This window comes from Streptomyces sp. Q6, from assembly GCF_036967205.1.
GTDB classification, from domain to species: Bacteria; Actinomycetota; Actinomycetes; order Streptomycetales; family Streptomycetaceae; genus Streptomyces; species Streptomyces citrinus.
In genome coordinates this window covers 3717916-3731179 of sequence record NZ_CP146022.1, presented here as the reverse complement: position 1 = coordinate 3731179, position 13264 = coordinate 3717916, and the positions used below count along the sequence as shown (strand labels likewise).

The 13264-nt window shown below is 73.6% G+C and carries 8 protein-coding genes and 1 pseudogene; 4 read left to right on the top strand and 5 right to left on the bottom strand.

What is annotated here, in order from left to right; translation table 11 throughout:
* Positions 1-25 precede the first annotated feature (25 nt).
* Positions 26-1606, top strand: coding sequence for a FadD3 family acyl-CoA ligase (locus V2W30_RS17375; RefSeq protein WP_338697621.1), 1581 nt, complete (start codon positions 26-28; stop codon positions 1604-1606).
* A 28-nt stretch (positions 1607-1634) separates the two neighbouring features.
* Here V2W30_RS17375 and V2W30_RS17370 read toward each other — a convergent pair whose 3' ends face one another.
* Positions 1635-2294, bottom strand: coding sequence for a nucleoside/nucleotide kinase family protein (locus V2W30_RS17370; RefSeq protein WP_338697619.1), 660 nt, complete (start codon positions 2292-2294; stop codon positions 1635-1637).
* 12 nt (positions 2295-2306) lie between these two features.
* Positions 2307-3293 carry a helix-turn-helix transcriptional regulator gene (locus V2W30_RS17365; RefSeq protein WP_338697617.1) on the bottom strand — a complete coding sequence of 329 codons (987 nt, stop codon included), beginning with the start codon at positions 3291-3293 and terminating at the stop codon, positions 2307-2309.
* A 110-nt stretch (positions 3294-3403) separates the two neighbouring features.
* Between V2W30_RS17365 and V2W30_RS17360 the strand changes: the two genes are divergently transcribed.
* Complete coding sequence (locus V2W30_RS17360; protein ID WP_338697615.1) at positions 3404-4183, top strand: ABC transporter ATP-binding protein; 780 nt, start codon at positions 3404-3406, stop codon at positions 4181-4183.
* Entirely contained in the window at positions 4183-6702 is a 2520-nt protein-coding gene (locus tag V2W30_RS17355; RefSeq protein ID WP_338697613.1) for an ABC transporter permease, read from the top strand. Before V2W30_RS17360 ends, V2W30_RS17355 begins: the two co-directional genes overlap by 1 nt.
* Here V2W30_RS17355 and V2W30_RS17350 read toward each other — a convergent pair.
* Positions 6689-7381, bottom strand: coding sequence for a DUF4232 domain-containing protein (locus V2W30_RS17350; RefSeq protein ID WP_338697611.1), 693 nt, complete (start codon positions 7379-7381; stop codon positions 6689-6691). The two genes, V2W30_RS17355 and V2W30_RS17350, sit on opposite strands and share 14 nt — an antisense overlap.
* A gap of 175 nt (positions 7382-7556) precedes the next feature.
* Between V2W30_RS17350 and V2W30_RS17345 the strand changes: the two are divergent.
* Positions 7557-8866 (top strand): annotated as a pseudogene (locus V2W30_RS17345) (helix-turn-helix domain-containing protein).
* Between the two features lie 10 nt (positions 8867-8876).
* Here the strand turns inward: V2W30_RS17345 and argS are convergent.
* Together argS and V2W30_RS17335 are read right to left on the bottom strand one after the other, a co-directional pair.
* Positions 8877-10655: an arginine--tRNA ligase gene (argS, locus tag V2W30_RS17340; RefSeq protein ID WP_338703652.1), complete on the bottom strand. Its 1779-nt coding sequence runs from the start codon at positions 10653-10655 to the stop codon at positions 8877-8879.
* Between the two features lie 127 nt (positions 10656-10782).
* On the bottom strand, positions 10783-13119 hold the full coding sequence (locus tag V2W30_RS17335; RefSeq protein ID WP_338697609.1) for a PA14 domain-containing protein: 2337 nt from the start codon (positions 13117-13119) through the stop codon (positions 10783-10785).
* Positions 13120-13264 lie beyond the last annotated feature (145 nt).

Here is a 13264-nt window from a genome sequence, read left to right as displayed (position 1 = left end):
CTACGGCGTTGTGGGAGGTCTCTCGATGCGTACGGACGACGCGAAGGGCACGTGGGGGACGATCCCGGAGCTGGTGCGGGACGCGGCCGCGCGGCACGGCGGACGGGAGGCCGTCGTCGACGGCCGCACCCGGATCACGTACACGGAACTCGGAGAGCGCGTCGAGCGGGCCGCCGCCGCGTGCGTCGCCTCCGGCGTCGAGCCGGGCGACCGGGTGGCGATCTGGGCGCCGAACACCCTGGACTGGATCGTCTCCGCGCTGGGCGCGGTGAGCGCCGGGGCCGTCCTCGTCCCCCTCAACACACGGTTCAAGGGCACCGAGGCCGCCGACGTGCTCGCCCGCTCACGGGCCCGGCTGCTCTTCGTCACGGGCACGTTCCTCGGCACCTCGTACGTCGCCTCACTGCGCCGGGCCCAGCAGGCGGGGGCCGAACTCCCGCACCTGGAAACGGTCGTGGTCCTCGCGGACAGCGCGCCGGACGCGCCCGGCTACCGCACCTGGAAGGAGTTCCTGGCGGGCGGCGACCAGATCACGGGCGAGGAGGTCCGCGCGCGATCGGCGGGCATCGCACCCGCCGACCCCTCGGACATCATCTTCACCTCCGGTACGACGGGACGCCCCAAGGGCGCCGTCATCACCCACGCCCAGACGCTGCGCGGCTACGCGATCTGGTCCGACCTCGCGGGCCTGCGCGAGGGCGACCGCTACCTGATCGTGAACCCGTTCTTCCACACCTTCGGCTACAAGGCGGGCATCATCGCCTGCCTGACGCGCGGCGCGACGATGGTCCCGCAACCCGTCTTCAACGTGGACACCGTCCTCGCCAACATCGCGGCGGAGCGCATCTCGGTCCTGCCCGGCCCGCCCACGCTCCACCAGTCCCTCCTCGACCACCCCGCCCGCGACACCCACGACCTGTCGGCGCTGCGCCTCGTCGTCACCGGGGCTGCGGTCGTCCCGCTGCGCCTGGTCGAGCGGCTGCGCGGCGAACTCGGCGTCGGCACGGTCCTCACCGCGTACGGGCTCTCCGAGGCCAGCGGCATCGTGACGATGTGCCGCCGGGGCGACCCCGCCGAACTGATCGCGGCCACCTCGGGGCGGGCGATCCCGGGCACGGAGGTGCGGGTGGAGTCCCCCGGGCCCGGCGAGCCCGGCGAGGTCCTCGTCCGCGGCTTCAACGTCATGCGCGAGTACTTCGAGGACCCGGACGCCACGGCCGAGGCCGTCACGGAGGAGGGGTGGCTGCACACGGGCGACGTCGGCGTCCTGGACGACCAGGGCTACCTGCGGATCACCGACCGCATCAAGGACATGTTCATCGTCGGCGGCTTCAACGCGTACCCGGCCGAGATAGAGCAGCTCCTCGGACTGCACCCGGCCGTCGCCGACGTCGCGGTGGTCGGAATGCCGGACGGGCGGCTCGGCGAGGTCGGCAAGGCATATGTGGTGCGGCGGCCGGGATCGGTGGTGACCGCCGACGACCTGATCGCATGGGCGCGACGCGAGATGGCGAACTACAAGGTCCCCCGCCAGATCGCCTTCGTCGGCGAACTCCCGCGCAACGCGAGCGGCAAGGTGGTGAAGGGAGAACTCCGCGACGCCTGACCCCGTGGCCGCACCCGCGCGGCCGGGCTCAGCCGACGTGGTCGCAGCCCCGCGCCGCGCGCCGCACCACCACGTCCGCCCGCTGCCGGCCCGATGCCACCCGGCGGGCGTTCGCCTCGTCCGAGCGCAGCACCCAGGCGCGGGCGTCGGCCGGACTCTTGCCGAACTCGACGTGCCGGGCGATGAGTTGCTCCACGCGCGTCTCGTCGTCCACATCGACCCACCACACCTCGTCCAGGAGCGGACGCACCGCCGTCGACCACGGCTCCTCGTCCAGGAGCAGGTAGTTGCCCTCCGTGACGACCAGCGGGACGTCCGGCGGCACCGGGAGCGCTCCCGCGACCGGCTGCTCCAGCTCCCGCTCGAAGCACGGCGCGTACACCGTCTCGCCGTCGCGCGGAGTGCGCAGCCGGGTCAGCAGCGCCGCGTACCCGTACGCGTCGAACGTGTCCGGCGCACCCTTGCGGTCCGCACGGCCCAGGCGGGCCAGTTCGGTGTCAGCGAGGTGGAAGCCGTCCATGGGGACGAGCGCGGCCAGGCCGTCCAGGGCGCCGACCACCGCCTCGGCGAGCGTGGTCTTGCCCGCGCCCGGCGGGCCCGCGATGCCCAGGACGCGGCGGGCGGAGCCGTCGGCGCGGGCCAGGGCACGGGCGCGGGCGGCGAGTTCATCGACGTACGGCGAAGGCATGGGCCGACCCTGTCAGATCCAGCCCCGCTCCTTGGCGAGCAGCCCCGCCTGGAAGCGGTTCGCCGCGCCGAGGCGGAGCATGATGTCCGAGATGTACCGGCGGAACGTGCGCAGCGAGACGCCCATCTCGCGGGCCGCCGACTCGTCCTTGTCGGCCCGGGTCAGGAGGTCGAGGACCCGGCGTTCGAGGTCGGACAGCGGCGGGTCGGCCGGGTCGTCCGGCGCCTCCCGCGCGGGCAGCGCGCCGGCCGCCTCCCACACCTGCTCGAACCAGGCGACCGTGTTGGCGACCACCCCGGGCTGCCGGACGATCAGCGTCGCCCGCTGGTAGTCGTCCGGGTTCGCCGGGATCATCGTCACACCCCGGTCCCAGATCACCATCCGGCGGATCGCCAGCTCCGTGTACCGGACCTCGCCGCCCAGCGCGGTGAGTTCCCGCAGATACGCGCAGGTGGCCGCGTCCGCGAGGGCCTCCGGGCCGATGACCGTGCGCCAGCGGATGCCGCGCCGCAGCATCCGCAGGTCGGACGGGCGGGCCTGCTCGATGTCCGGCTCGCTCCAGGGCCCCGGCACCAGTGCCATCAGCTCCCGGAACGTGAAGAACGCCAGGTCACCGAGGCGGTCACGGACCGAGTCGAGACCGTCGACGCGCTCGATCTCGCCCGCCGGGGCCTCCTCGACGCCGTGCCGGTGGTCCTCGGAGAGCGAGCCGATCACCTGCCGGGCCGACGTCACCAGGTCGCTCTCCGCCTTGAGCTCGCCGAGCCGCTGCTCGATCAGCCACTCCACCGCCACCGCCGGATCGGAGACCAGGACCGTGGCGCTGTCGGAGAGCCGCACCAGATCCTTCGCCTGGAGGCCGTCGAGCGCCTCGTCGACCCGGTCCCTGTCCCAGCCGAGCGAGGCGCACGCCGCCCCCGCACCCCGGCCGGGACTCCTCAGGAAGTACCGGTACAGCCGCACCTGCTCGTCCGTGACCCCCACCGCGGACAGACTCATCAACGCCCCCCTGCGTCCTGTCAGTTGACGCACCCCGCATGGCAGCAAGCTGTCACGCGGTGCCCTTTCTGACTCTAGAGCAGCGCCCCCCGACTGATCACCCTGGAGGCATGCCTCGTATCAGAGCCGCCGCCCCGCCCGCCCCCGACCGGTCCCTGTCCGACGACGTCGTACGGCTCACCGCCGTCAGCAAGGTCCACGGCCGCGGCGCCGGTGCGGTCCGGGCGCTGCGCGGGATCGACGTCCGTGTCGCCCGCGGCGGCTTCACCGCCGTCATGGGCCCCTCGGGCTCCGGGAAGTCCACCTTCCTGCACTGCGCCGCCGGGCTCGACCGCCCCACCGAAGGCACCGTGACCCTCGGCGGCCAGGACCTGACCGGCATGGACGAGACCGCCCTGACCCGGCTCCGCCGCGACCGGGTGGGCTTCGTCTTCCAGGCCTTCAACCTCATGCCGTCGCTGACCGTCCTGGAGAACATCACGCTGCCGCTGCGCCTCGCGGGCCGCCGCCCCGACCGGGCCCACCTCGCGTCCGTCGTCGAACGGGTCGGTCTCGCCGACCGCACCGGACACCGCCCCGGCGAACTCTCCGGCGGGCAGCAGCAGCGCGTCGCCCTCGCCCGCGCGCTCGTCACCCGCCCCGAGGTGGTCTTCGGCGACGAGCCCACCGGGGCCCTCGACACGATGACCGCGAAGGAGGTGCTCGGCCTGCTCCGCGAGACGGTCGACGACCTCGGCCAGAGCGTCGTCATGGTCACCCACGACCCCGTCGCCGCCTCCTACGCGGACACCGTCCTCTTCCTCGCCGACGGCCGCCTCGTCGACACCCTGTCCGCACCGACCGCCGACCGCGTCGCCGACCGGATGAGCCGCCTGGGAGCGTGGGCCTGATGTTCTCTCTCGCCGTCAGTACGCTGCGCGCCCGCAAGGGCGCCTTCGCGGGGGCGTTCGTCGCCCTGCTGTGCGCGGCCGCCCTGGTCACCGCCTGCGCCGCGCTCCTGGAGACCGGACTGCGCGGAAAGATCCCCACCGAGCGGTACGCCGGTACGCCGCTGCTCGTCACCGCCGACCAGAACGTGCACTTCACGAAGGTCAAGAAGGGCAAGACGAAGACCAAGTCGAAGCCGCTGACCGAGCGGGCCTGGATCGACGCGGGCCTCGCCGAGCGGCTGGACCGGGTGGACGGGGTACGGGCCGTCGTCCCCGAACTCACCTTCCCCGCCGCCGTGGTGGGGACCGGCGGCGGCACCACCTCCTGGGGCCACGCCTGGGACTCCGCCCGGCTCACCCCGTTCACCCTGCGCTCCGGACACGCGCCCGGCGCCGGTGAGGTCGTCCTCGACGCCGCCGTCGCGCGCGCCGCGGGAAAGCAGGTCGGCGAACGCGTCACCGTGCAGTCGACCGGCGCCCCCACCGCGTACCGGATCGCCGGGATCGCCGCCCCCGCCGGGCGCGACGCCCTCGACCGGCAGTCCACCCTCTTCTTCTCCGCCGCCGATGCCCGCCGCCTCGCCGCACACCCCGGCCGCGTCTCCACGATCGGCCTGCTGACCGCGCCGGGCGCCGACGTCACCGCCGTACGGGAACGCGCCGCCGAGGCGCTCACCGGCACGACCGCGCAGGTCAGGACCGGCGACGACCTCGGCCCCGCCGAGTTCCTCGACGCGGGCAAGGCGCGCGTCAGCCTGGTCAGCCTCGGCGCCGCGATGGGCGGCACCTCGCTGCTCGTCGCGCTGCTGGTCGTCACCGGAACGTTCGCGCTCTCCGTGCAGCAGCGCGCGCGGGAACTGGCGCTGCTGCGCGCCATCGGGGCGACCCCGCGCCAACTGCGGCGCATGGTCGGCCGCGAGGCCCTCGTCGTCGGCCTGCTGGCGGGAGTGGCCGGCGCGTTCGCGGGGCTGCTGCTGGCCCGCTGGATGTACGCGCGGTTCGTCGCCGTCGGCGCCCTGCCCGACACCCTGCACCTGACGCTGAGCGCCTTCCCGCCGCTGCTCGCCGTCCTCGCCACGCTGCTCGCCGCCTGGGGCGCGGCCCGCGCCGCCGCCCGCCGTCCGGCCCGCGTCCGGCCCACCGAGGCACTGGCCGAGGCGTCCGTGCCGGGGCGCGGCTTCAGCGTCGTGCGGCTGGTCGCGGGCGTGCTCGCGGCCGCCGGGTACGCGGTCCTCGTCCTCGTCCTGTCCGGCCTGCGCACCGAGGCCGCCGCCACCCCGGTCACGTTCCTGACCGTCATCCTGGCCGCCGCCGCGACCGCGCTGCTCGGCCCGCAGCTCGCCCGGGTCGCCGCGGCCGTCGTCGGCGGTGTCGTCCGCCGTGTCTCGCCCGCCGCCGGCTTCCTCGCCGACCGCAACTCCCGTACGAACGCCCAGCGGTTCGCCGCCGTCGTCACCCCGCTCAGCCTCGCCGTCGCGATGACCTCCACCATCCTGTTCACCCAGACCACGGCCGGACACGCGGCCCGCGAGCAGATGCTCGACGGCACCACCGCCTCGTACGTGCTCGCCGCCGCGGGACCCGGCGTGCCGCGCGCCGCGGCCGAGGCGGTCCGCGAGGTGCCGGGCGTCAGCGCGGCCACCGAGGTCGTCCGCACCCAACTCCGCGCCGGACAGGACAAGTTCCCCGCTCAGGGCGTCACCCCCGAGGGGCTGACGGCGTCCCTCGATCCGCGGGCCGTCGCCGGTTCGGTCGGGGACCTCGGCCGCGGCACGGTCGCGCTCAGCGAACTCGCCGCCGCCACGAAGGGCGTCGACGTCGGCGACCGGCTGCCGCTGACCCTGGGCGACGGCACGAAGGTCAGGCCGCGTGTCGTCGCCGTCTACGCGCGCGGCCTCGGCTTCGGGGACGTCCTGCTGCCGTTCGACGTCGTCGCCGCGCACGTCGACCATCCACTGGCGTCGTCGGTCCTGATCGCCGGGGCGCGCGTCGACGCCGACCGGCTGAGGGCCGCCGTACGGGAGTTCGCCGCCGTCCGCGTCCTGGACCGGACGCGGGCCGACGCGGTCCAGCGGGCGCAGGAGGGCACCCAGGCGCAGGTCAACCTGGTCGCGATGGGCCTGATCATCGCGTTCACCGGGATCGCCGTGGTCAACACCCTGGTGATGGCGACCGCCGCCCGCCGCCGCGAACTGGCCATGCTCCGCCTGATCGGCACGACCGCACGGCAGGTACGGGCCATGCTGCGCTGGGAGACGCTCACCGTGGTGCTCCTCGCCGTCGCCCTCGGCACCGGCATCGCCTACGTCACGCTCAGCGCGTACAGCCGGGGGATGACGGGCAGCGCCACGCCGTACGGGCCGCCGCTGACCTACCTCGGCGTCGTCGCCGCGGCCACCGTCCTCGCCTTCACGGCGACCGCGCTCCCGGCCCGCGCCGCGCTGCGGGCCCCGGCGCACGCCACGCTCACCAGGACATGACGTCGTCCATCGACTGCTGCCAGTACGTGACCTTGATCGAGTCGTCGATGAAGAGGCCCTCGGCGGGCAGCGCCGGCCGCGCCGGGGCGGTCTGCTCGCCCTCGGTGCGGCCGGCGAAGTGGACGGTCAGGGACTTCTCGGTGTGACCGTTCGCGCCGCTGCCGTCGTCACCGCCGGACAGGCGCACGGAGGCGTAGCCGGACTCGCCCGGCTTCAGCGTCACGACGGCCTGCGGGTGCGTCTCCTCGTCGGCCGGCGGCACGGACTGGGCCTCGCCGAACCGCACGGCCGGATAGCCGTAGAGGTAGCAGGTGGCACGGCCGGTGTTGGTGACGGTGAGCAGCATGTGGTTGATGGGACGGGTGAGCGGCGCCGCGACCGTCTTGGTGTCGGTGCCCTGGCAGGTGACGGGCTTGGTGGCGGCGGGCGCCTTCGTCGCCGTGGGGGCCCGGCCCGCGGGGGTGCTCGCCGCGGGCTTCGACGCGGGGGCGGTCGTGGGCTTCGCGTCGTCGCCGCCGGGCGTCGTGGCCGGGGCCGAGGGGGTCGAGGACGACGGGACGGACGCGCCCTCGTCGTCGACGCCCGTGCCGTCGTTGCACGCGGTGAGCGAGAGCGCGGCGAGTGCGACGGTCGCGGCGGCGGTCAGGAAGCGGGTGCGGGAGGTGCGGTTCTTGGCCATGTGGTCGAGCCCCTTCGAAGTCCGGGTCGGTGTGGTGCTTGGATGACTGGAGCTTGTGGGGTGATCCGTCCCAACGGCCATGTCTGCCGGGCAGTTGGGGACGCTGGAACGCTGAAACGGGCTCTGGCCTGCAAGAACGTACGTGCCCTGGAATGCGTGAACGGGACACGGGGGGATGGAGGAACGGGTGTCTGGGGATTTCGCGGAGCTGCTGCGAGAGGTGAAGGACCGCTCGGGACTCAGCTACGGCACCCTCGCCAAGCGGCTGCACATGAGCACGTCGACGCTGCACCGCTACTGCAACGGCACGGCGGTGCCGAACGAGTACGCGCCGGTCGAGCGCCTCGCCCGGGTGTGCAGGGCGACCCCCGACGAACTCGTCGAGCTGCACCGCCGGTGGATCCTGGCGGACGCGGGGCGGGGGCGTAAGGGGGAGCCGCGGGCGGCGGCGGGCACACCGGAGGCGGCTCCGGTCCCGGCCTCGGCGCCGGTCCCGGCTCACGTGGAGACCCCGGCGGCCCCCGAACCGGAGGTGACGGTTCAGGCCGACACCGGTACCGAGGCCGACACCCCCGACCGCCCCGCCCCGCCGACCCGCCGCCGCACCGCACTCATCGCCGCCGTGGCCGTCGCCGCCGTGCTCGGGGCCGTGACGCTCGCCGTGAACCTGGCCTCCGGCGGCGGGAACGACGGCTCCGCCGACCGGCGACAGGCGGCCGGGTCCGCCGCGGAGGCGACCGGCGGCAGCCGCGGCCCGCGCACCTCACCGTCCGCGTCGCCGTCGGCGAGCCGCACACCCTCCTCCGGCGCGAGCGCGTCCGCGTCCGCGTCGGGGACCCTCCCCGCCCCGGTGCTTCCAAGGGCGGCGCCCGGAACCCCGCCGCCGTCCCCCTGAACGTCGCCACCCGCCCGTACGTCTACGACAGCCCGTGCAGCCAGCACTTCCTCGTCGACAGCGAACCGGAGCAGGTCGGACCGCCCGCGGGCGAGCAGGACGCCGTGCGCTGGGCCGGCGCCTACGGGGCCGTGTCCGCGGGCGAGCAGCGCGTCGCCCTCACCGTGCAGGGCACCGGCGAGGACACCGTGGTCCTGGAGGCGCTGCACGTCCACGTCACGGGCAAGTCCGCGCCGCTCGCCTGGAACGACTACGCGATGGGCGTCGGCTGCGGCGGCAACGTCGAGACCAAGTCGTTCGACGTCGACCTCGACAACGGCAGCCCCACCCTCTCCGTCAAGAACGGCCAGCGCGACTTCCCGTACAAGGTCAGCGAGTCCGACCCCGAGGTCTTCTACGTCACCGCGCACACCACGGCCCACGACGTCCGCTGGGAACTGACCCTGGACTGGTCGAGCGGCTCGCGCCACGGCACCGTACGCGTCGACAACTCCGGCACCCCGTTCCGCACGAGCGCCGACGTCGGCCGCCCCGGGTACGACTACCCGCTGGGCGGCGGCGAATGGATCACGCGGGAGGAGCAGCCCTGACCCCGAGGGGTCAGAGCTTCTCGGGGGTGCGGATGCCCAGCAGCGCCATGCCCTCGTGGAGCGTCCGGGCCGTCAGGTCGCAGAGGAACAGACGGTTCTCGGCGATCTCCTGCGCCGGGCGCGGCTTGATCACCGGGCACTGGTCGTAGAACGTCGTGAACAGCGACGCCAGCTGGTAGAGGTACGCGGCCAGCTTGTGCGGCGCGTACTCGGCCGCCGCCTCGAAGACCGTGTCGCCGAACGCGTCCAGGTGCAGGCCGAGGGCCCGCTCCGCCGGGGCGAGCGCGAGCTCCGGGTGCGCGACGGGCCCGGCGCTCTCACCGGCCCGGCGCAGGATCGACTTGATCCGCGCGTACGCGTACTGGAGGTACACCGACGTGTCGCCGTTCAGCGACACCATCTGGTCCAGGTCGAACTTGTAGTCGCGGCTCGGCGACGTCGACAGGTCCGCGTACTTCACGGCGCCGATGCCCACGTACCGGCCGTTCTCGACGATCTCCTCCTCGGTCAGGCCCACCTTCTCGGCCTTCTCGCGCACGACGACCGTGGCCCGCTCGACGGCCTCGTCGAGGAGGTCCTCCAGCTTCACCGTCTCGCCCTCACGGGTCTTGAACGGCTTGCCGTCCGCGCCCAGGACCGTGCCGTAGCCCATGTTGTGGGCCGTGACCTCGTCGTTCAGCCAGCCGGCGCGGCGGGCCGTCTCGAAGACCATCTTGAAGTGCAGCGACTGCCGTACGTCCACGACGTAGATCAGCGACGTGGCGTGCAGCTTCTGGACCCGGTCACGGATCGCCGAGAGGTCGGAGGCCGCGTAGCCGAAGCCGCCGTCCTTCTTCTGCACGATCAGCGGGACCGGCTGGTCGTCCTTGCCCTTGATGTCGTCGAAGAACACGACCAGCGCGCCCTCGGAGCGGACGGCGACGCCCGACTCCTCCAGGAGCCGGGCCGTCTCGGCCATCATGTCGTTGTACGCGGACTCGCCGACGATCTCCTCGTCGCGGATCTCCATGTCGAGCTTCTCGAAGACCGAGTAGAAGTAGACCTTCGACTCGTCGACGAACCGCTGCCACAGGTCGAGCGTCTCCTTGTCACCGGACTGGAGCGCCACGACCCGCTTGCGGGCCCGCTCCTTGAAGTCCTCGTCCGCGTCGAAGACGGCGCGCGAGGCCTTGTACACCCGGTTGAGGTTGCTCATCGCCTGCTCGCCGTCGACCGCGTCCTCGGCGGCCGGGGCCAGGGCGTCGGGGTTCTCGATCAGGTACTGGATGAGCATGCCGAACTGGGTGCCCCAGTCGCCGATGTGGTGCCGGCCGATCGTCCGCTCGCCGGTGAAGTCGAGCATGCCGCGCAGCGCGTCCCCGATGACCGCCGACCGCAGGTGGCCGACGTGCATCTCCTTCGCCACGTTCGGCTGGGCGTAGTCGACGACCGTGATGCCCGGCCGGTCCTTCGTGGGCACGCCGAGCCGGTCGCCGTCCGCGGCACGGGCGGCGAGCGTCTCGGTGATCGCCCGGTCGGTGACCGTGACGTTCAGGAAGCCGGGACCCGAGACCTCGACGTCGGCGAGCAGGTCACCGGTCACGATCTTCTCGACGACCTGGGTGGCCAGCTCCCGCGGGTTCGCCTTGGCCTTCTTGGCGAGCGCCAGGATCCCGTTGGCCTGGTAGTCCGCCCGGTCGCTACGTCGCAGCAGCGGATCCGCGCCCGTACCGGCCTCGGGGAGGGCGGCGACGAGGGCGTCGGAGAGACGCTGGTGGACGGAGGACGTGAGGGACGTGACCGAGGCCATGGAGAGGATGCCGTTCCGCTCGTAGGAGTACAGGTAGGGATACCGAAGACGTCCCCAGTCTCCCACGGGGCGGAGCGGGCGGTCGCACGGATTACCGCCCGCCCGCCCCACCCCCGGGCCCGTCACCTCAGGACACGGGCGGGATCACCACCGCGGCGAGCGCCGGAGCGGACTCGGTGCCGTCCGCGGCCACCGCCGTCACCCGGTAGTAGACGGCCGTTCCGGCCGGGGCGTCCTCGTCCCGGTAGTGCCGGAAGGCGTCGTTGCCCGAGTTCACCAGCGCCCCCTCGGCGATCCGCGTGTAGGCGCCCGCGGCACGGTCCCAGCGGTACACGCGGTACGCCGTGGCCCCGTCGACCGCGGTCCAGTTCAGGGCGGCGTCGCCCGCGTTCGCCACGGCGTCGAGCCCGGTCACCGGGGAGCCGGGCGCGGTCGCCTCGGCGGGCCGGGTGTCCTGCTCGGTCGCGTGGACGGTGACGGCCTCGCTGTAGTTGTTCGAGCCGTCCACCGCCCGCAGCTCCCAGCAGCGGTCCTCGCCGTCGGGCAGGCCCGCGGTGTCCTGGAAGGACGTGACGCCGCCCGCCAGCACCTCCGTGTCGCCGCCGGCGCAGGTGAGCACCCCGTCGACCGTCTCGGGACGCCCCGCGCGCAGCCAGTAGGTGTGCAGGTCCGCCGCGCCCGGCGCCTCCCAGCGCAGGTCGGTGCCCCACGCCGTCGGCGTCGCGGTGAGCGCGGCCGGGCGGGCCGGGGCGGTGGTGTCCTGGTACGCCACGGCCTTGAAGTCGGTCGACAGCACCCCGTTCCCGGCCACCGCGAAGACGGTGACATAGCGGTCCGTCGAACCGCCGAAGTCCGTCAGGGTGCACCGGTACTCGACGTACAGGTCCGTGCTCAGGACCTCCTCGGGCGCGCAGGCCCGCGGGTTGGTGCGGACCGTGGAGGCGCTCGTGCCGGAGTAGACGCGGAAGCCGCCGCTGTGGTCGTTGTCCGCCGCCACCCGGATGGTCAGGACCGGCCTGCCGTCCGCGTCGGGACGCAGCCCCACGGGCATCGCCGGGGCCACCTGGCGCCGCGCGCTGATCTTCGCCGCCGTCGCGGAGCGGTGCCCGGCCGCGTCGAGCGCGTACACCGTGTACGTGCGGGTGACGCCCGGCTTCGCCGTGGTGTCGCGGTACGCGGCGGCCGTGGCCGTGCCGAGCAGCACCGGCTCGGCGCCGCCGTCCGCGCCGTAGACCTGCCAGCGCACGGCGTCGTCCGCCGACGCGTTCCAGGACAGGGCGACCGCGCTGGTGTCCGCCTTCGCCGCGAGGCCTGTCACCGCGCCCGGGGCGCCGATGTCGGGGGTGGTCACCGCGACCGGCGCGGTCCGCGCCGACGTGTTGCCCGCGACGTCGGTGGCCGTCGCCGCGTAGTAGTACGTCCGCTTCTCGGCGGCCGTCTCGTCGTACAGGTACTGCTCATCGGGCGTCTGCCGCAGGTCGAGGGCGGCGACCTTGGTGAACGGGCCCGCCGCCGCCGTCGCCCGCCACAGCGTGAAGACGGGACCGTCGGACGGCCAGACCTGCCCGAGCCAGACGTTGACGCGCGGGATCGGCGTGCCGTCGGAACCCTCGTAGCCGCTGGTCACCGTCACCGTGACATCGGAGGCGCGGACGTCGGGGACCGCCGGGGCCGTCGTGTCCGGCGTCGTCACGTACGGGCCGCACGCGGTGGCGCCGTAGTTCGTCCACCGGTCGACGGCCTGCACGCAGAACCGGTACTTCCTGCCGTCCTTCGGCGGCGTGTACGAGGCCGTGGTGCCGGTCGTCGTCCAGCTCGACACCCCGCCCTCCGGCGTCTCCACGGTGACCCGGTAGTGGGCGATGTCCAGCTCCCGGTTCTTCTTCCAGGAAGCGCTCGCCCGTCCGGTCGCCGTGTCGTACGCGGTGGTGATGCCGGCCGGAGCCAGCGGAGCCTTGCTGTCGGAGGACGCGGGCCAGGTGAACTTGACCCGGGACAGGCCCGTCCAGTTCACGTGGTCGACACGGACGGTGTGCGAGCCCGAGCCGACACAGAACGTGCCGGGGACGCTGTTGCCCGCGTCCCCCGTGTTCGTCCACTTGTTGACCTTGCGCACCCCGTCCACGTACAGCCGCAGGCCGTCCGTGCCGGACAGGCGGTAGGTGAAACAGCCGCCCGAACCGAAGTCGCGGGTCAGGGACCAGCGCACGCCGAACGAGTTCTTCGCCATCCCGGTGAGCGGCGCACCCGTCCAGTTCTGGTCGATCGTGGTGTCGCAGTCCGTCTTCCTCGGCGTGCCGGAGAACGACGTGTTCGCGTAGAACGTCCGCTTGAACGTGGTGTCGCCGCAGGTCACGGCGGCCTCGGCGGCAGGGGCCGCCAGGACGAGGCAGGCCGTGGGCAGCGCCATCGCGAGTCCGGCCGCTCCCACGCGCAGCCCGGCCCCGAATCTGTCTGTGATCACGCACAGAGGACCGCCGCGCACCCCCTGGGGTTGTACGGCCGGGCAATCCGTTTTCCGCCAGGAACCGGCGCGGGTGACAATGGGCGGCGGGGCAGGACCGCCGGACGGCGCCGCCCCGCGGACATCACTTCAGGACGTACGAGCA